The 18950-nt window shown below is 46.7% G+C and carries 15 protein-coding genes and 1 CRISPR repeat array (1 of these 16 cut by a window edge); of the genes, 13 read left to right on the top strand and 2 right to left on the bottom strand.

The annotated features are described in order from the left end of the window. Positions 1-2253: a CRISPR direct-repeat array (repeat unit 32 nt; unit sequence ATCGCACTCTTTGTGAGTGCGTGGATTGAAAT) (it extends 240 nt beyond the left edge of the window). A gap of 746 nt (positions 2254-2999) precedes the next feature. The 6 genes from M3202_RS07820 to M3202_RS07795 all read left to right on the top strand — a co-directional run bounded on the left by M3202_RS07820 (position 3000) and on the right by M3202_RS07795 (position 9216). Continuing rightward, a complete protein-coding gene (locus M3202_RS07820) occupies positions 3000-3734 on the top strand; it encodes a class II aldolase/adducin family protein (RefSeq protein ID WP_251222789.1) in 735 nt (244 codons plus the stop codon). 34 nt (positions 3735-3768) lie between these two features. Then, positions 3769-5673 (top strand): TRAP transporter permease, encoded by a 1905-nt coding sequence (locus M3202_RS07815; protein WP_251222788.1) that lies wholly within the window; start codon positions 3769-3771, stop codon positions 5671-5673. Between the two features lie 29 nt (positions 5674-5702). Next, complete coding sequence (locus M3202_RS07810) at positions 5703-6749, top strand: TAXI family TRAP transporter solute-binding subunit (protein WP_251222787.1); 1047 nt, start codon at positions 5703-5705, stop codon at positions 6747-6749. A 216-nt stretch (positions 6750-6965) separates the two neighbouring features. Continuing rightward, the gene (locus M3202_RS07805) at positions 6966-7292 is read left to right on the top strand and encodes a PadR family transcriptional regulator (protein ID WP_251222786.1); all 327 of its coding nucleotides are present in this window, start codon (positions 6966-6968) and stop codon (positions 7290-7292) included. Beyond that, positions 7289-8146 (top strand): permease prefix domain 1-containing protein, encoded by an 858-nt coding sequence (locus M3202_RS07800; RefSeq protein ID WP_251222785.1) that lies wholly within the window; start codon positions 7289-7291, stop codon positions 8144-8146. The genes M3202_RS07805 and M3202_RS07800 overlap by 4 nt, the downstream gene beginning before the upstream one ends. 14 nt (positions 8147-8160) lie before the next feature. Continuing rightward, entirely contained in the window at positions 8161-9216 is a 1056-nt protein-coding gene (locus tag M3202_RS07795) for a TolB family protein (protein ID WP_251222784.1), read from the top strand. An 8-nt stretch (positions 9217-9224) separates the two neighbouring features. On the opposite strand, the gene M3202_RS07790 is transcribed toward M3202_RS07795, so the two are convergent. Together M3202_RS07790 and M3202_RS07785 are read right to left on the bottom strand one after the other, a co-directional pair. Next, positions 9225-9743, bottom strand: coding sequence for a manganese efflux pump (locus M3202_RS07790; RefSeq protein ID WP_251222783.1), 519 nt, complete (start codon positions 9741-9743; stop codon positions 9225-9227). A gap of 56 nt (positions 9744-9799) precedes the next feature. Beyond that, the gene (locus M3202_RS07785) at positions 9800-10414 is read right to left on the bottom strand and encodes a lytic transglycosylase domain-containing protein (RefSeq protein ID WP_251222782.1); all 615 of its coding nucleotides are present in this window, start codon (positions 10412-10414) and stop codon (positions 9800-9802) included. Positions 10415-10554: 140 nt separating this feature from the next. Here M3202_RS07785 and M3202_RS07780 point away from each other — a divergent pair, with 140 nt between their 5' ends. The 7 genes from M3202_RS07780 to M3202_RS07750 all read left to right on the top strand — a co-directional run bounded on the left by M3202_RS07780 (position 10555) and on the right by M3202_RS07750 (position 18877). Further along, the gene (locus tag M3202_RS07780) at positions 10555-11859 is read left to right on the top strand and encodes an FAD-dependent oxidoreductase (protein WP_251222781.1); all 1305 of its coding nucleotides are present in this window, start codon (positions 10555-10557) and stop codon (positions 11857-11859) included. Then, positions 11849-12832, top strand: a complete 984-nt coding sequence (locus M3202_RS07775; RefSeq protein ID WP_251222780.1) for a class I SAM-dependent methyltransferase — start codon at positions 11849-11851, stop codon at positions 12830-12832. Before M3202_RS07780 ends, M3202_RS07775 begins: the two co-directional genes overlap by 11 nt. A gap of 141 nt (positions 12833-12973) precedes the next feature. After that, positions 12974-13618: a nitroreductase family protein gene (locus M3202_RS07770; protein WP_251222807.1), complete on the top strand. Its 645-nt coding sequence runs from the start codon at positions 12974-12976 to the stop codon at positions 13616-13618. A gap of 169 nt (positions 13619-13787) precedes the next feature. Beyond that, positions 13788-14078: a hypothetical protein gene (locus tag M3202_RS07765; RefSeq protein ID WP_251222779.1), complete on the top strand. Its 291-nt coding sequence runs from the start codon at positions 13788-13790 to the stop codon at positions 14076-14078. Positions 14079-14384: 306 nt separating this feature from the next. After that, complete coding sequence (locus tag M3202_RS07760) at positions 14385-17234, top strand: 2-oxoglutarate dehydrogenase E1 component (RefSeq protein WP_251222778.1); 2850 nt, start codon at positions 14385-14387, stop codon at positions 17232-17234. Positions 17235-17250: 16 nt separating this feature from the next. After that, a complete protein-coding gene (gene odhB, locus M3202_RS07755) occupies positions 17251-18507 on the top strand; it encodes a 2-oxoglutarate dehydrogenase complex dihydrolipoyllysine-residue succinyltransferase (RefSeq protein WP_251222777.1) in 1257 nt (418 codons plus the stop codon). A gap of 169 nt (positions 18508-18676) precedes the next feature. Beyond that, positions 18677-18877, top strand: a complete 201-nt coding sequence (locus tag M3202_RS07750) for a DUF6501 family protein (RefSeq protein WP_251222776.1) — start codon at positions 18677-18679, stop codon at positions 18875-18877. The last annotated feature ends 73 nt before the right edge of the window (positions 18878-18950 follow it).

The following is an 18950-nucleotide window of genomic DNA, read 5'->3' as shown; positions in this document are numbered from 1 at the left end:
TCTAATCTTCTTCCAAACTAGCTTTTATCGCACTCTTTGTGAGTGCGTGGATTGAAATATATCTCCCGTTACTGCTAGGACCTGTCTAAAAAATCGCACTCTTTGTGAGTGCGTGGATTGAAATCTTAAAATTAAAAACGAAATCTCTTAGAGTTTTGATCGCACTCTTTGTGAGTGCGTGGATTGAAATTCCCTTGTCACCGCTAGCCCTGCTCCCTCGTCCCATCGCACTCTTTGTGAGTGCGTGGATTGAAATCGAGCTTCATTGTGTATCCGTTCCAGCTCGTCAAAATCGCACTCTTTGTGAGTGCGTGGATTGAAATTTACTTATAATTATATACCATAACCGATATAAAGCAAATCGCACTCTTTGTGAGTGCGTGGATTGAAATAAATGCAGTATCAGATGAGACCATTCGTCAAATGATCGCACTCTTTGTGAGTGCGTGGATTGAAATTTATGATACGCAAAAAGCGTAAGAAATGTCTACTATCGCACTCTTTGTGAGTGCGTGGATTGAAATCGCAAAATACTCCTTGACCTTACCGCCGAATTTCATCGCACTCTTTGTGAGTGCGTGGATTGAAATCTCTTTCTTCATTTACGCTATACACTAGCCAATAATCGCACTCTTTGTGAGTGCGTGGATTGAAATAGGTCAAGATCGACGCGGAAAAGAAGGCCCATAAATCGCACTCTTTGTGAGTGCGTGGATTGAAATCTGTGAGGGGTCAGCCCGAATGCCGTAGCTTTTTATCGCACTCTTTGTGAGTGCGTGGATTGAAATAAGGGTGAGAAAGAACGTATCGACCAACACAACATAATCGCACTCTTTGTGAGTGCGTGGATTGAAATCGTTCGGCTTGTCCATCATGCAAATGCACCTCCCATCGCACTCTTTGTGAGTGCGTGGATTGAAATATCTCAAGAAATGGGACCCCCATAGCGAGCAATACATCGCACTCTTTGTGAGTGCGTGGATTGAAATTTCGCGAGATAAGGGGGAAACACGACATTCGAGAATCGCACTCTTTGTGAGTGCGTGGATTGAAATCCGGATCAGCTTCACTTTGTTGTAGGTGTTCTCGTATCGCACTCTTTGTGAGTGCGTGGATTGAAATTGATCGATGACATGCTGGCGATTGATGAGGCGCTGGCATCGCACTCTTTGTGAGTGCGTGGATTGAAATCGAACGAGATTGTATATTATGTAACTATTGATAAATCGCACTCTTTGTGAGTGCGTGGATTGAAATTGAAAGAAAAATTAAGTTTAAGAGGGCAACAATGGAAATCGCACTCTTTGTGAGTGCGTGGATTGAAATTCTAATTAGAGAACTATTCAACATGCACATAGTATCGCACTCTTTGTGAGTGCGTGGATTGAAATAAAGACCTTATAAAATGGTGGTGAAGTGAATGGAATCGCACTCTTTGTGAGTGCGTGGATTGAAATCGGCTTTGCTCCCTCTTGTATTCGCGCTCATGGTGATCGCACTCTTTGTGAGTGCGTGGATTGAAATTCTTTGGCTGCTTGCGCTGCTGCCGTTTAACGATATCGCACTCTTTGTGAGTGCGTGGATTGAAATTCATTAATAATTCTGTATTCAGTTTTATTAATTATCGCACTCTTTGTGAGTGCGTGGATTGAAATCCTTTTGCAATCACTTCTCCATCTTTTTCTATATGATCGCACTCTTTGTGAGTGCGTGGATTGAAATTACTAATTATGATGTAACTTTAAAAACATATCGATCATCGCACTCTTTGTGAGTGCGTGGATTGAAATTTATCACAAAAATGGCAGATGCACAGGAGTAGTTATCGCACTCTTTGTGAGTGCGTGGATTGAAATAACTTGATTTCGAGCGTGTACAATTCTACCTCTTATCGCACTCTTTGTGAGTGCGTGGATTGAAATATCTGTTAGTAGTACTAATACTTGGTCAATTACCAATCGCACTCTTTGTGAGTGCGTGGATTGAAATATCAACCCCGTAGTCACGCAGACCCCAATAGGGATCGCACTCTTTGTGAGTGCGTGGATTGAAATTGGAGGAAATGAAATCGAATGCCCAGGAGCTTCAGATCGCACTCTTTGTGAGTGCGTGGATTGAAATGAATAGAAAGGAGGATGCTAATGCTTTTTGAAGAATCGCACTCTTTGTGAGTGCGTGGATTGAAATATGATGCGGAAGAATACGTTTTGCCTGATGGTTAATCGCACTCTTTGTGAGTGCGTGGATTGAAATTTGAAGATTATATTGCGTTACATAACAATGCTCAAGTTGCACTCTTTATAAGTGCAGAGATCGAAATAAGTCGTCTTGACAGCCTCTCTGGCGTTCTTCCTAGGAATCACTAGAACGAAGGTGCTGCGACTATTTCGATCAAGTTCTATTATGTTCTACTGGCTTCTTGATACTCGATGAGATGTATAATTCAAAAGAAAGCAGTGCTGCTCTGGCAGCACTGCATTTTTCTTTTTTCATTAAGGCGCTTTTTGTTCCTTCTAACAAAATGGAAATTGATGATGGTTGGTGCCTTTCCTTGGATGATTTTGGGGGGCGGTGAGGGAAAATGATAAAAGATTGTTATATTATCTAACAATAGTAATTTTGTATAGGGGTATGTGTGTTATGGTGAAAAAATTGCTTGTTTTTTGAGCGGGAGAAGTTGTTTGATACTACAGAATGATCGTGGTGTTTCTGTCTATTCAGACATATAACGGAGGGGGCGAATATATTAAACTACATGTAAGAAATCCTTGAAACATTTTATTGAAAAACTTTTAGGGTTTCGGTGGTGGCGCTTTAGAAGCGGATTTTGGAGTTGACAGTAAAGGGGAGTGAGCTGGTGGTTGCTTAGCCGGACGGATCGTCCACAGGGCCGCCGCTCAGCGAAAAACTGGCAGAGCTCAAGGTCCAATGTGGTAAAGGCTATCTGAAGTCTTTTTCTTTTCAGTCTACTACACATACATTTATTTGGAGGGTGTCGAATGGAACAATTTGTGAATCGCGATTCGGTCGAAGATTTGAAAAAAAGAATTGTGAACTGTATCAAAATTTTAAATGAGGAAGGCGTATTTGAACTGACTTATGGCCATATTAGCTGCAGAATTCCAAACAGCGATAAATTCTTGATCTTAGGTCATTTGCATGAAAGCAACAAGAATTTATTTGATGTTACGGAGGAAGATATTGTCACAATGGACATTGAAGGCGAGACATTGCCGGGCGAAGTAGAAGCCCCCGGAGAACGTTTCATCCATACGGAGGTGTACAAAAGGCGTCCGGAAGTGGAAGCGATTGTCCATTGTCATCCGATTTTATCAACGAGCTTCAGTATTTCGGGCGTGCCGATTATGCCTGTAAATAATTTAGGAACGATTTTCGCACCGGAAGTTCCAATCCATGATTATTCCGGGCAAGTGGATACAGCGGAAAAGGCTGCGGCCATGGCGGAAACGCTTGGGAACCGGATGGCGGTTGTTTTGCGATCACATGGGGCGACCATTGTTGGCAGCTCGGTCGAAAAAGCGGCCTTGAACACATTGGCATTGGAACACACAGCAAAAATGCAATTAATCGCCCACCAGGTCGGAACACCTCGCCCTATTCCTGTTGAAGAGACGGATGGCATTTTTAGTGAAGGGACAAAGGAACGTGAATATTACGATACAGCGTGGGATTTCTACTCCCGTAAGTATCAGAACCATTTATTGAAGCTTTAATGATCGGGAAAGAACAGGGGGAGGGGTGAGAAAGATGTCATATGAAAATGAAGTAACAGCTGATGAAAAACCTGCAACCCGCAAGGTTGAGTTTCGCACGATACTGGCAGTTATTTTTGCGCTCTATCATATTATCGCGCTCCAGCTTTTAACAGTGGATCCGCTCGTGTTACGGAGCACATTCCTGGCAGGAACGGTCGTGCTAACCTTTCTTTATTGGCCCTCTAGGAAAAAAGCAAGTAATCTGTATGAGATTATATTAACGCTAGGAACGATTGCTTCCAGCATTTATGTCTTTTTTCAATACCGTGAAATGATTTATCGCATTGGGATCGCGCCTACTTTCTGGGATATTGTCTGTGGGAGCATTGTGCTTATTGCTACACTGGTTGTGGCAAAACGAACATTAGGATATGGACTTCCTGTTTTGGCGGTGCTGGCGATTTTATATGCCCTGTTCGGCGATCTGTTGCCGGGAGCATACGGGCATAGCGGTTTTTCCTATGAAAAGACGGTTAGTATTATTTTCAGCACGAGTGGTATTTTTGGCATACCGATTTCGGTAGGGATCATGTATGTGCTGCCTTTCGTCATTTTTGGGGCCTTTCTTGAGATCAACGGGACAGGCCGTTACATTATGCAATTGTCTCTGGCGATTGCCGGCAGGTTCAGAGGAGGTCCGGCGAAGATCGCGACGTTATCAAGCGCGATGTTTGGTTCGATCAACGGAAGTCCGGTGGCGAATGTCGTCAGTACCGGCGTGATGACGATCCCGATGATGAAGCGGGGCGGCTACAAATCGAGTTTCGCCGGAGCGGTTGAGTCCGTTGCTTCGACGGGAGGGCAGTTGCTGCCGCCGGTGATGGGCGCCTCGGCGTTTATCATGGTTGAATTGATTGGGGTAAGCTATACCTCGATTGTCTTTGCGGCTTTGATTCCGGCGCTGCTGTATTATATTTCTGTCTTTTGGGTGATTGATTTAGAGGCGGGAAGAACGAATTTAAAAGGAATGCCGAAAAGCGAGATTCCAAAACTGGGCACCTTGCTCAGGAAGCAGGGATATTTGCTCCTACCGTTAATCGTCCTGATTGTGGCGTTGATCGGTTTTAATCTCTCTCCGTTGCGTTCGGCGTTACTTGGGATTGTCTGTGCGATCGTCATTCCGGCGATTAAGAAAGAAACGCGAATGTCGATCAAAGATATGGTGTTTGCCTTGGAAATGGGCGCGAAAAACACCGCGTCTGTTGCGACAGCGACAGCGGCTGCGGGAATTATTGTCGGTATTTTGGGCATGACGGGCATGGGCCACCAATTTGCCTCCATTATTCTTGGACTAGGGCAGGGGGTATTGTTCCTTTCTCTCATTCTAACGGCGGTTGTCGCCTTAGTATTGGGAATCGGAATGCCGACGACGGGGGCTTATATCGTAACAGCATCGATTTTGCCAACGGCGTTACTTCCATTGGGAGTCGATGTGCTGGCAGTCCATCTGTTCTTGCTTTATTTTGCCAATATTTCAAATATTACACCTCCGGTTGCGTTGGCAGCTCATGCGGCGGCGGGAATTTCGGGAGGTTCGCCGATGGTTGTTGCTACGCAGGCGTTCAAATTAGGACTGGTCGGCTTTATCATCCCGTTTATGTTTGTCTACAATCCCGCGCTATTGCTGGATGGAGAGGTCTCGCAAATTATTGTCAGTGTGCTGACGGCGGTGATCGGTGTGTTGGCATTCGGAGCAGCGTTAAAAGGCTGGTTCAAAGTTTACTTGCCACTTTGGAATCGACTGCTGCTTTTGGCCGGCTCTCTATTATTAATTAATCAGTCATACATCTTTGATTTCATTGGCTTAAGTTTGATTTTACTATCAGGGTTAAATATTTACATGCTTGTTCAGAAATCCGGTTCCAACAAGGAAGCTGCTAATCCGAGAGTTTCCTAATTACACATAGCAAAAGGGGTAAAGTAAACATGAAAAAAAGTAAACTGTATTTGTTTGTGACGTTACTTGTGATGGCAATGTTGCTCGTCATGACCGCATGCGGAAATGATCAGGCTGCAAATGAAAATGAAGCAGAAGCACCTGCTGCTGAAAATGAGGCTTCTGATGAATCGGGTGAAGAAGCTGGAGAAGGCGAAACGGTATTTCCTGACAGAATGGTCGTAGGTGCATCCGCCCCTGGTGGTTCCTTTTATACATTGGGCGGGGTTATGGGAACGTTAATTGATCAGGAGCTTGGTATTCCTGCCTCTGTGGAAGATACCGGCGGTGGCGTGGCGAACGTCCAGCTGGCCCATCAAGGGGAGTTGACGCTTGGCCTGACAGCAAACTTTGAAGCATATGATTTTTATTATGAGCAAGGGATGGATGGATTTGGAACTGTTGCGCCGATTTTTAACCAAGGTTTGCAGCTCGTTGTCAATGCGGACTCTTCGATTGAAAGCTGGGGCGACCTGGAAGGAGCAAACATCGCTTTATCACGCGCCAATACAACGCATGATATCGCCGGACGAGCGATTTTAGAAACGCTCGGGATTGAGCCAAATCAAATTATTAATGCTGGTAACGATGATATTAATTCAATGTTTAGAGATGGCCGCGTAGACGCGATGCTGCTCGTTTCTTCATTCCCGACCTCTGCCTTCTCAGAAGTCGATGTCACAACGCCGTTGCGTCTGATTCCATTGGCTCAGGATGAAGTGGAGCAAGTAATCGAGGCCAATCCGTACCTTGGACAGATTACGATTCCGGGGGGCGTGTATGAAGGAACACCGGATGATACGTTAACCGTATCAGTCTGGTCGCTGTTTGTTGCACCGAAGAGTGTATCTGATGATGTTATCTATGAATTAACAAAAATTATTTATGATAACAAAAGTACGTTCCAGGATGGCGTTTCTGCCGTCACGCTCGATCCGGAAGATGTTGTAGAGCTGAGAGCGCCTCTACATCCGGGAGCGTTACGCTATTATGAAGAATTGGAAATTGAAATTCCTGATCAAATCAAGCCAGAATAACCGTTGACTAACTAGATAAAACCGGCAGCTGCCGTGCAAGGCATTCCTCCTGGACCTTGCGCGGCAGCTTTTTCATCTATATTCAGCGGGAGAAAATTGAGAAGGAGCGCTGCAAGGACAAGGCGCCTCTGGAGGGTTTCTTATGTTATCTACCCTTGTAATACGATGTGCGTCGTATTACAATGTAAAAAACAAGCAATGTAAGGGTGGTGTGAGATGGATAAAGAATTAATGAAAGGAAGCATTGATATTTTGCTGCTGTCCCTTATTTCGCAGCGGGATATGTATGGCTATGAAATCGTGCGCTCTTTAAAGGAAACGAGCGATCAGCTTTATAATATGAGCGAAGGGACCCTTTATCCGGCATTGAAGCGTTTAGAGAAAAAAGGACGGCTCACGTCGTACTGGAGGGAAAGTGAGGGCGGGAGCCGCCGCAAATATTACGCGATTACCGATGAAGGGCGAAAGGGGCTTCAGGCGAAGCTGAATGACTGGAACACGATTCATCAGCTTATTTATAAATGCGTGGAGGGCGAGGTATGAAGACGATCGACGAGTATATTAACGAGATCCTCCGGCATGTCGAATGTGACCAGGCAGACCGCGATGAACTGGCGGAGGAAATGCGAAGTCATCTGCTGCAGGCTAAGGAACACTATCAGCTGAAGGGTGAAACGGAAGAGCAGGCGATCGCGCTGGCGATCGCCGATTTTGGCGGTGATCAGGAGGTGGGGGAGCAATTACAGCGCTCACTGTTTCCATATCGCAAAGAACTGCTCGTTTTACTAGGAGGCGGCTCGATCCTATTCGCCGCTCTTGCTTATTTACACGGAGCGGTTCAGCTTGCAGAGCCGCATTCTCTCTGGATGACAATTGTCATCCTCTCGGGGCTCGGCTTTCTCTTGCTCGCCCTTTTTCCAGCCTATATGGGAAATCGCAAGCTGCTAATGAATCTTTATTTAGCGGGGCAAATCCCTTTTTATTTTTTGGGGCTGCTTATTATTGATACAGGCACGCAAGCTTACATCATGCCGCTTCAGCTTTTTGGAGGCGGGCTGATTTTGCTCACGTTGACGCTGGTTGTGCTGACAGCGCTGAAAACGCCGGTGGAAAAGAAGCTGTCCAAGAAGAAGGAGCAAAAGCGGAAAGGAGTGCATCTCTTTAATTTATTGGCAGGCATTGTCATTGTCGGCTTTGCCGGTTTCTTTTTGGCAGGGTTGCTGATCTTTGCCGGCTTGACCGTTTATATGCTGTTTCCGCTTGGACTGATTGTCTTTTGGGCGCTTTCCTACTGGTGGCAATATGAAGCGGCTAAAAAGAACAGCCCGTGGATGTGGGTCGGTGCCGGCTTAACGGTGTGTATGATGATCATGTTTGTCGTCGTGTATATGAGATAGAGAGGAAGATAAGCGTGAAGAAAAAAACAATAGCATTAAGCTTGTCCATCGCTGTGCTGCTCGGCATTGTAGTTCTCTGGTCTATCGGGGAGTCTCATCGGCCGGCCGGAGCGAATGAATTCACTGGATTGATCGATGGCTTCGACGTCTCATATGATGAAACGCGGCTTCTCTATCGCTATGCGGTCAATGGTCAAGTCGGCCTTTATCTGGCGGAACAAAACGGCGTTGGAGAACAGCTGCTTACAGAAAGCGAAAATGAGCGCATTTCTTCCCCGGTTTTTTCACCGAATGGAACGGATGTGGTCTATGTCTCCACCATTCAGCAGGAGACCGGCTGGAACAGCTCAGTCGTGAAGCTTGACACGGTCAGCGGAGAGCGGGAAACAGTTTATGAAAGCGGGGAGTTGATTACGAGGCTAAGCTTTGGCGGTGATGACAGTACAGTCTATGCCTTGAAAGCGGCGACCTTTGAAAATTATTCACCGATTGCCCAGGAGCGACCGCATGAATTTGACATTTTTGCGATTCCGCTAGATGGCTCGGAAATGAAACAACTAACAGAACGGCTGGAATATGATATGTCTGACATAGCTGTTTCCGGCACCGATGAGGCATTGTATGTGACAATGTTCGCCGATGAGCAGGAGGCGGAAACAGCGGAAGAGATGTTTGAGGTGAAACAAAGCTTGTTTATGATGCCGCTTGAAGCGCCGGGCGAGCTGACAAAGATCGAGCCGCGTTATTGGGACGAGGAGTTGTACGGACTCGCCGTTTCCCCGGACGGACAAAAGCTGGCCCTCACCACGATTACGAATGCGGATGAAGGCGGAACATTCCAATATGAATTGTTGCTTCTCGATCTCGCGACAAAAGAAGTCGAGCAGGTCACCAACTTAAAAACATATGTGATGGAACCCGTGTTCAGAGAAAAGTATTTGTATTTCACCGAAGATCGCGCTTTTCCGAGCCGGGCCCCTGACTATCATCTTCACCGCTACGACCTTACGACGGGTGAACTGACAGAGATCACAGTCAGCGTGCCTTCCGCAATAAAGGAAGAAGGGTAAAGGCGAAGTCAGCTAAGCAAAACCTTGCTTAAACCGAGAAGGATAAAAAGCAGGGCCGGGGCAATTGAGACATAACGGAGTAGGAAGCGGTTCTTTGTTTCCTGACCGTGAATGACGCCGACAACCATTGAAACGCATAAGAGCAGCCCGGCTAATGGCGCAAAGGATAACGGCCGTTGTGCCAGGCCGGCTTGAATGCCGTAGCCGATATTATCGATGTTCATAAAGAGGGCGATCATTAAAAAATAAGATCGGCGATACAAGGGAGGGTCCTGTAAAAAGTGATAAAGACCGGCGCCGATTAACAGCAGCCCGGCAAATACTTGAATGTTCTTTGTCGGGACAAGCTCACCAATGAGATGACCGACCCCCATCGAAATAAGGATCACGACAGAGGAAAAGCCGGCAATCATCATCACGATCGACAAGGGAATCCGGATCCTTTTTAACCCGAATGAAAAGCCGATGACATAGCCGTCAAGACTGACTAACAGCGAAAGTAAAAACGTAACCAGGATGTTCAGCATAGCGCCACCTCTTGCTTTTTAGTCTATGCTCGTCATCCGCTTTGTAGTCGGTCATGCTATTTATATTTTGCTGTTGGGAAGGAAACAAGCTCATAATAATCCAAATAGGATTCATAGTAGCCCATCACTTCCCGGACATAATCGTCGCTCTGGTTATAAGCAAACAGCGCCTCTTCAATCTCTCCATTAGCCGCCCCGTGGTCAGCGAGGTAGTAGGCCGCCGCATAAGCGGCATCACGCAAGTCAAACGGGTCTGCTTTGCCATTTCCACTGCCATCGACTCCGTATCCATTGTGCTCTGTGATTAACTCGAGATCGGTCAAATCGATCTCATCCTCAATCTCACCTAATTGCCCCCCGGGGTACGACCAGCCGATCCACGTTCTCGGCATGAATTGAAAATGTCCGAGCGCCCCAACCGGACTTATTAACGGGTCCATCGTTGAAAAAATCGTTTCTACTCTATGTACAGAAGCAAGCAGCTCCCACGGGATGTCATATTGTTCAGCCGCTTCTTTGTAAATCGGCACGTAATCCTTCGGAATGTGATGTTCAGCGATTAATGTTTTATAGGTGATTTGCCGTACTTGATCATGATCTAAAAATGTATATAAAACAAGGAAAAAGAGTCCTAGTAAAACGAAAAAAACAATCGTCATAAATTTTTTCACGTGTTTCCATCCTTTAACGGTAAGCATGATCTCATTATAAACCGAAGTGCTTCATAACAAAATAGGTATTTTACCATTGTTCGATCTGCTAGTTTCAGAGCGCGACCTTGAGGGAAATGTGGCGATAGGTGGTGAAAAGGATGAAGACAGAGGTGCTGATTATCGGCGGAGGAGTCGCTGGTTTAAGCCTTGCGCTGACATTGGCGCGGCAAAGAATTCCGGTGGTTGTCGTGGAGCGGGAGGAAGGAGCCGGGCATCTTTATAAAGGTGAATTGCTTCAGCCAAAAACGCTGCAAATTTTCAAGCGCTTAGGCATGCTGGAGCGGGTGAAGGCAGAGATGTACCCGCTTGAGGCGATCCATACGAGGGAAGTCGGCCGGGGACGTGAGGAATTGCTTCACGTCTTAATGGATTATTCGGTTCTGCCGGAGCATGCGATGGCGGCGATGATTCCACATGATCGTTTGCGCGAGCTGTTGTTGAAAGAGGCGCTCACTTACGAAACTGTTCAAATAGTCCGTCCGGCTGTTTTTCTCAACCTGCAGACGAGCTATACAGCACGGATTAAATATCAAAATGAGATTCACAGCATAACAGCCAATATGATCGTCGGAGCGGAAGGGCGGGGCTCGAAAATCCGCAAAATAGCCGGACTGACGTTCAAGAGGCAATCGTATAATCATGATTTTCTTACCTTTTCCTTCGCCTGTCCGCCGGAGCTGACGGAAGGAGAAATGATTGCCGATGAACAGCGCTTTCTCGGGCTGTTTCCCTTACCTGATAAGCGCGTACGGAGCGTGCTCCAGATCAGACCCGGCGAATATAAACAGCTGAAGCAGGCTGGCCCCCAGGCGGTCCATGAGCATTATGCCCGGCTTGAACCGCGGCTTGACGGCTATGTTCAGACGGTGACCGACTGGAAGGAGATACAACTGATGTTTCCTGTCCGGCAGACGGTTTCCCGCTATTACCGGTCTAATTTGATTGTGATCGGTGATGCGGCACACAGCGTTCATCCGATGGCCGGAGAAGGGATGAACCTCGCTATTCAGGATGCTGACATTTTAGGTGAACTGATCGGCTGGATGTATCAAACGGGTAAATCGACGGACTATGCCCTGTTTCATTGGTTCGAGGATGTCAGAAAGCGGCGGGTGGAGTATGTCTCCTGGCTTAGCCACTTGTTTGCGAGAATGTACAGCCCAACGGGAAGAGCATGGCAGAGGCTGCGGCTGAGCGCGATCCGCGCCTTAGTACAAAACGAGAGGCTGCATGATCAGCAAATGATGAATATTTCCGGCCTTGGCCTTATTCCCTTCCAGGTGAAAGACGGTTTGCATCTCTTCTTCCGGGGGAAGAGAACGATATTGCAGCAGCATGTTTTCACAAAGAAGGATGATTATCCTTGGCTAGCAACAGGTGGGGTGAACAACGATGATAACTGAATATTTGCGCTTATGGAACGCGCGAAAATGGATGAAGCAAAATGAGCCTTTTTTGCCGACCTGGCATGCTCATCTTGGCTACAGCCTCGATTTGTTCCACCATTTTTCCAAGGGTGCCTCTGTGGAGGAGGTAGCGGCCCGCAACAATTGGAATCAGGATCTTCTGCAACGCTGGGTGGACGTCGGCATTGTCCTTGGTCATTTGAAAATGAAGCGCAATGGCAAAATCAAGCCGAAGCGACAGCTCGTTAAATATGTTTCCAAGGAAAGTCCTAATTCAGTCGGTATTCTTATTAAAGAAATGATGGAGCTTCATATCCCGACGATGCTCTCCTATCGTGATTTAATCCAGGGGAAAGAGGTTACCTTCTTTGAGGAGAATTATAGCGATACCGTCGCCCGTACGTCAGCTCTGCTGGAGACGATTGCCTTTCCGAAGGTCGCTTCCTCGGTCAAAAAAGAAAAAGTGACATCGGTTTTTGATATCGGTACTGGCTATGGTGGCTATTTGCGCCGGCTGAAGGAAACGAACCAAGAGCTTGAGCTATGTGGAATCGAAGTGGATGAAACGGTCGCTGCCAAAGCCTGGGAAGAACTGACAGACAGCGGCATTGAGATTATCGCCGGTGATATTGATCAGTATGAGACGGCAAAAACGTTTCAGATGGTGATGATGAACAATCTTTTGTATTATTTTTCACAAGAAGAGCGTCAGAAGCTGTTTATCAAAGCAAATCGGCTTCTTGAGCCAAAAGGCACCTTGCTGATCATTTCCCCGCTCGTTCATTCAAAGCACGGTCAGGCGTTCGCGTCGGCTTTTAATAGCTTTATGTCCGCGCATGAAAAGATGTATCCCGTCCCCTCGGCCCGGGAATTGACCGAATACGGCAGGAAAGCGAAGTTTCGCTTGAAAAAAATGACACCCATTATTAGGGAAGGCGGCTGGTATTTGCTTGTTTTCAAAAAAAAGTAGCTTGGAATCAGCCCGTCTCCATTTGGGCATCCTTTAGTGTAGACAGTCGTGGCGGTTGCTCCTATTATGGAAAACAGTTTACAGATGGTGGAATTATCATTTACGATAGAAGGAAAATAGAGACAAAGGAGAGGAATCATGATGCAACGTACTGCCCAGCAAGGTGAGCTTGGCGTCTTTCAAACGATTGAAGAACGCCATTCTGTCCGGAAATTTGATCCGGAAGCAAGGATTGAACGCGAGGAGCTGGAAGAGCTGCTCACAGTCGCGACAAAGGCCCCGTCTTCATGGAACATTCAGCCTTGGCGCTTTATCGTCGTCGATGATCCAAAAAGAAAAGAAGAGCTGTTGCCGATTGCCTACAACCAGAAGCAGGTTGTTGAAAGTGCGGCGGTGATTATTTTGCTTGGTGATTTGGAGGCGAATAAAGAGGCGGAGGCAATCTATCAGACTGCGGTCGATAATGGCTTTATGCCGAAGGAAGTAAAGGAAACTTTAGTCGGCCAAATCAACAAAGCGTACGAAGGGAATTCCCCTTTCCCACGCGATGAAGCGTTTTTAAGTACGTCACTTGCTGCGATGCAGCTTATGCTTGCCGCTAAAGCGCGCGGCTATGATACATGTCCAATGGGCGGCTTCAGCCGCGAAGCATTGATCGAAACATTTGATATCCCTTCACGTTATGCGCCTGTTATGCTGCTGGCGATCGGCAAGGCGGCTCAGCCTGCCCACCGTTCTGCGCGCCGGCCGCTGGAGGATGTAATATCGTATAATTCTCTTACCTAAGACTTGAGAGATTGATGGTGCTGTATCTCCGTTGCCCTTTGCGAAACACTTGTTCCGAAGAAAAGTTCGGGGCAAGTTTTTTTATTTGGCAATTGCCGATTGCAGGGAAAGAGCAGGTTTGCGATAATAAATGACTGGATGAATGACTTTATAGAAAGCAGGCGAAGAAATGATTGATTTACAATTTGAACAGTACCGGGAGTGCAAGCTTGACGGATTCAATCTCGTCGACTCCTATCCGGTTCAGCAATGGACTCATTATGTTGCCCGGTTTTCCGGAGCGGACCTTCCTGAGCAATTGCTGGAGCCGGAAGCTTTAATCATCGCGAACGATACTGGAGAAGTTTTACAGATCGTCCTCCGGGAAGAAGGCTGTGACTCGCCGATGTTCCAATTTACAGAAACGGAAAAAAAGCAAATTACAGCCTGGTTTGACGAGGAGATTTCACGCAAAAAATAAATTCGTTTTTCATGCTTTTATGAAGGAAAAAATCAGGCGAAAAAAAATAAAAAAATCTTTAGAAAAGAACTGGATTTTCTATATGAAAAGTACTACACTTTCTAATTGAAAGCGAAATTCTTCTGGCGAAGGAAGAGCAGAAAATTCGCTGGTTCCATTCGTTAGAAAATCGATCAAAATAAATCTATGAATGCGCTTGGATTTCCTTTAATAAATGTGACAATTATGTTAAAATGACTTGAAAGCGTTGTAATTGTTAACATTCATAGATTTGCCATTGAAGTTAAACTAGGGGGTTTTTATCAAATGTCAAGCAAGGAGCACAAAGTGGACGAACCATGGCAAGGATTTCATGGTCCCAACCTTGGCGTTGCAATCGAGCTTTACGAAGAGTATTCAAGCAATCCAGAAGCAGTCGATGAAGACTTACGGGAACTATTTGATGTCTGGGGACCGCCTCCGGCCTCTGTAGATGAGCAGGGGAGTAAGCGAGCGGCTTCGCCGGTTTTTTCTGCTGCTTCGCCGGATATGATCAGAAAATGTGTTAACGCCGTTAAACTAGCAGATATGATTCGCAGAAAAGGACATCTAGCATCAGATGTAAATCCAATCATCAAAGACAGGAAAAACAGCCAGTTGCTTGAGTTGAGTCGCTACGATTTAACGGAAGAGGATTTGAAAGAGGTGCCGGTCGATCTACTCTGCTCTGATGCTCCTGCGCATGTGAAGGACGGATTGGCCGCAATCCAATATTTGCGCGAAGTTTATACAAAAACGATTGCCTTTGAATTTAACCATGTTCAAGATATGGATGAGCGCCAATGGCTCATTAAAATGGTGGAGTCAGGCATGTATTTGCCAAATCTGACAAAACAGCAGCAAGTTAATTTGTTAAAAAGATTAACACAAGTGGAAGGCTTTGAAAAGTTCATTCACCGCACCTTTGTTGGACAGAAGCGCTTTTCAATTGAAGGACTTGATGTGCTTGTGCCGATGCTTGATGAAGCTGTCAGAGGAGTCGTCCATGAAGGAACAGAGCATGTTTTGATTGGAATGGCCCACCGCGGACGGTTGAGCGTGCTTACTCATACACTTGGCAAACCATACAAGAAAGTATTCTCTGAATTTTTACATGCGCCAAATAAAGACCTTGTCCCTTCTGAAGGTTCCACTGGAATTAATGAAGGATGGACGGGGGATGTGAAATATCATCTTGGAGCAGACAGACAGATTCGGGAAGAAAATACCGCTGAAGCGACCGTGACGTTGGCGAACAATCCGAGTCACCTGGAATTTGTCAGTCCAATTGTCGAAGGATACGCGCGCGCAGCGCAGGAAGATCGCACAGCGAAAGGCTTCCCGCAGCAGGATGTGTCGAAGGCTTACTCGATTTTAATTCATGGTGATGCGGCATTCCCGGGTCAGGGAGTGGTGACAGAAACGCTTAACCTTAGCCGTTTAAGGGGTTATCAGACTGGCGGGTCTCTTCATATCATCGCAAATAACAATATCGGTTTCACGACGGAAACGCATGATTCTCGCTCTACTACATATGCGAGTGATCCGGCAAAGGGATTTGAAATTCCGATTCTCCATGTCAACGCTGATGATCCTGAAGCCTGTATGGCTGCCATTCACTTAGCAATTCAATACCGGAAACGGTTTAAGAAGGATTTCTTAATTGACTTAGTCGGTTATCGCCGCTTTGGTCATAACGAAATGGATGAGCCGGCCGTTACGCAGCCTGGTCTTTATGACATCATCCGCAAGCATCCGACCGTGCGCGAAATCTATGCCAAGCAGCTTTCGACCGGAGGCGTTGTCGAAGAAACGTACGGAGATCAACTCGACCGCGAAACACAGGAATATTTGCAGTCGCAATATGATGAAGTGGCGGCCAACAAATCGAATAAAGTGCTGGAGCTCGTTCCGCCGGACTTTGTCGTGAACGGTCTGCCAAAGGTCAAGACGAGTGTTCCGCTTGAGACGCTGAAGGAAATCAATCAACAGCTGTTGGATTGGCCGGAGGATTTCTCAGCGAATGAAAAGCTCGAAAAGATCTTAAAGCGTCGTCTAAGCGCCTTTGAAGAGAACAACAAGGTCGATTGGGGTCTTGCGGAAACGCTGGCATTTGCGACGATTCTGCATGATGGCACGCCGATCCGTTTAACAGGTCAGGATTCGGAGCGCGGTACGTTTGCTCATCGTCATCTTGTGCTGCATGACCGGACAAATGACTCGATTTTCACACCGCTGCAAAGCTTTGAAAAAGCCAATGCTTCCTTCGCGGTCCATAACAGTCCGTTATCGGAGATGGCTGTTGTCGGGTTTGAATATGGCTACAATGTTCAAGCTCCGGAAACATTAGTATTATGGGAAGCGCAGTTCGGGGATTTTGCCAACGGTGCCCAGGTTATGTTTGACCAGTGGATTTCAGCAGGAAGAGCAAAATGGGGACAAAAGTCAGGCCTTGTCGTTTTGCTGCCGCACGGCTACGAAGGTCAAGGACCGGAGCATTCCAGCGGCAGGGTTGAGCGTTTCCTTGTGCTCGCTGCCGAGAACAACTGGACAATTGCCAATTGTACGTCAGCGGCTCAATATTTCCATATTTTACGCCGCCAAGCGAAGATTTTGGAAAAGGATGCGGTACGTCCGCTCATTATCATGACGCCGAAGAGCTTGCTTCGGAATCAGATGGTTGCATCTACTCACGATGCTTTCACCGAGGGAGAATTCCAGCCTGTCCTTGAGCAGGAAGGGTTGGGGCAGGATACAGATAAGGTCGAACGGATCATCCTTTGTAGTGGGAAAGTCGCGATTGATATTGCCGATAAAATGCAGAAAAGCAAAGATCAGGACTGGAGCTGGCTCCATATCGCCCGCGTCGAGGAGCTTTATCCGTTCCCGAAACGGCCGATTCGCAGCATCTTTGCCCGCTACAGCAATTTAAAGGAAATTGTCTGGGTTCAGGAAGAACCTAAAAATATGGGTGCGTGGCCGTTTATGGAGTCTCGTATCCGGGAAATTACACCAGAGGGAGCGACGGTCAGCTACATTGGAAGAACGCACCGTTCGAGTCCGGCTGAAGGTGACCCGACCGCACATAAAAAAGAACAAGAACGCATTGTGACAGAATCATTGACACGCAAACAATAAGAGGAGGCCTTTTCCCGTGATTGAAATCAAAGTACCAGAACTAGCAGAGTCGATTACTGAAGGAACAATTGCCCAATGGCTAAAGCAGGTGGGCGAACAGGTAAACCAGGGGGAATATATCGCTGAACTGGAGACGGATAAAGTAAACGTTGAAATTACAGCTGAACATTCCGGCGTGATTACTGAATTCAAAAAGGAACCAGGCGATACGGTTGAGGTTGGCGAAGTGATTGCTGTGATCGATGAAAGCGGAAGTGCGGCAAGCGCAGCGCCTGCTGCTCCGAAAGAGGAAGCAGCACCAGCGCCGGCAGCAAGCGCAGAAAAAGCAGAACCGGCTAAAGAAGCTGAGCCGGCTCCGGCAACTGGTCAGGACAGACCGCTCGCTTCACCGGCAGCTAGAAAGCTTGCCCGTGAGCGCGGTATTGATTTAAGCGCCGTAGCAACAGCTGATCCGCTTGGCCGTGTTCGCAAGCAGGATGTTGAAACGCATCAAACAGCACCAGCTGCACCGCAAAAGCAGCCAGCAGCGCCACAGCAGGCTAAAGCACCGGCAGCCTCCAGTGATTCTGCTAAGCCGGTAGAACGGATCAAAATGTCCCGTCGTCGTCAAACAATCGCCAAGCGCCTTGTTGAATCCCAGCAAACAGCAGCGATGTTAACAACGTTCAATGAAGTCGACATGACGGCTGTTATGGATTTGCGCAAGCGTCGTAAAGATGCTTTCCTTGAAAAGAATGGCGTGAAGCTCGGATTTATGTCTTTCTTTACAAAAGCCGTTATCGGTGCTTTGAAAGAGTTCCCGTTATTAAATGCGGAAATTCAGGGCGACGAGATTTTAGTTAAGAAGTACTATGATATCGGTGTAGCCGTTTCAACGGATGAAGGGCTTGTTGTGCCAGTTGTCCGTGATGCAGACCGCTTAGGCTTTGCTGGAATCGAGCGTGAAATTGGTGAGCTTGGGAAAAAAGCACGCGATAATAAGCTGGCAATTTCTGATCTCCAAGGTGGAACGTTTACGATTACGAACGGAGGAGTATTCGGTTCCTTATGGTCTACGCCAATTTTAAATGCACCTCAAGTCGGAATTTTAGGGATGCATAAGGTTCAATGGCGGCCAGTGGCAATTGACCAGGAGAACTTTGAAAACCGTCCAATGATGTATATTGCATTGTCTTATGATCACCGGATTGTCGATGGGAAAGAAGCCGTTAGCTTCCTTGTAAAAGTAAAGCAGCTTTTAGAGGATCCAGAATCTTTGTTACTGGAAGGCTAAGTCAATAATGGTTCTATCTCTTTAGCGGGATGGCTCACCAGGTCGGACTTTTGATCTAGTGAGCCATCCCCTGTTTTTTTCGCGGCAGCTAAGGAAAGCGAAACAGTTTGCAATTAAGCAAGCGGACCTTATAATAGTAAGATAGAAGGAAAAGGAGTGGGATAGGAAAATGATTCACAACACGTGGCAAACGCGCCCGACCATTCGCACCGTAGAATGCGTACATACAAATGCAAAAAAATACATGGTGAACCGGGCACTGACTGCTGGAAAAACATATGAGCTCAAAAATGAAACGGAAGAATTTTATTTTGTGATCGACAATACCGGAAAAATAGGTGGCTATTATAAAGAGTACTTTAAGGGATAACAGCAAAAGCGGACATGGGAGAGGTGCCTCGTTTCCGCTTCTATGGCGATGCAGGGAAGAGGGGGAGCGTAGT

The organism is Halalkalibacter oceani, from assembly GCF_023715605.1.
Lineage (GTDB): Bacteria > Bacillota > Bacilli > Bacillales > Bacillaceae_D > Halalkalibacter > Halalkalibacter oceani.
The sequence above is the reverse complement of the archived record's forward strand: the minus strand, read 5'-3'. Positions and strand labels throughout refer to the sequence as shown.

Bases quoted from the DNA above. Each gene is read 5' to 3' on its own strand.
- M3202_RS07820 (WP_251222789.1), top strand. From the start codon at position 3,000: ATGGAACAATTTGTGAATCGCGATTCGGTCGAAGATTTGAAAAAAAGA.
- M3202_RS07815 (WP_251222788.1), top strand. From the start codon at position 3,769: ATGTCATATGAAAATGAAGTAACAGCTGATGAAAAACCTGCAACCCGC.
- M3202_RS07810 (WP_251222787.1), top strand. From the start codon at position 5,703: ATGAAAAAAAGTAAACTGTATTTGTTTGTGACGTTACTTGTGATGGCA.
- M3202_RS07805 (WP_251222786.1), top strand. From the start codon at position 6,966: ATGGATAAAGAATTAATGAAAGGAAGCATTGATATTTTGCTGCTGTCC.
- M3202_RS07800 (WP_251222785.1), top strand. From the start codon at position 7,289: ATGAAGACGATCGACGAGTATATTAACGAGATCCTCCGGCATGTCGAA.
- M3202_RS07790 (WP_251222783.1), bottom strand. From the start codon at position 9,743: ATGCTGAACATCCTGGTTACGTTTTTACTTTCGCTGTTAGTCAGTCTT.
- M3202_RS07780 (WP_251222781.1), top strand. From the start codon at position 10,555: ATGAAGACAGAGGTGCTGATTATCGGCGGAGGAGTCGCTGGTTTAAGC.
- M3202_RS07775 (WP_251222780.1), top strand. From the start codon at position 11,849: ATGATAACTGAATATTTGCGCTTATGGAACGCGCGAAAATGGATGAAG.
- M3202_RS07770 (WP_251222807.1), top strand. From the start codon at position 12,974: ATGCAACGTACTGCCCAGCAAGGTGAGCTTGGCGTCTTTCAAACGATT.
- M3202_RS07765 (WP_251222779.1), top strand. From the start codon at position 13,788: ATGATTGATTTACAATTTGAACAGTACCGGGAGTGCAAGCTTGACGGA.
- M3202_RS07760 (WP_251222778.1), top strand. From the start codon at position 14,385: ATGTCAAGCAAGGAGCACAAAGTGGACGAACCATGGCAAGGATTTCAT.
- M3202_RS07750 (WP_251222776.1), top strand. From the start codon at position 18,677: ATGATTCACAACACGTGGCAAACGCGCCCGACCATTCGCACCGTAGAA.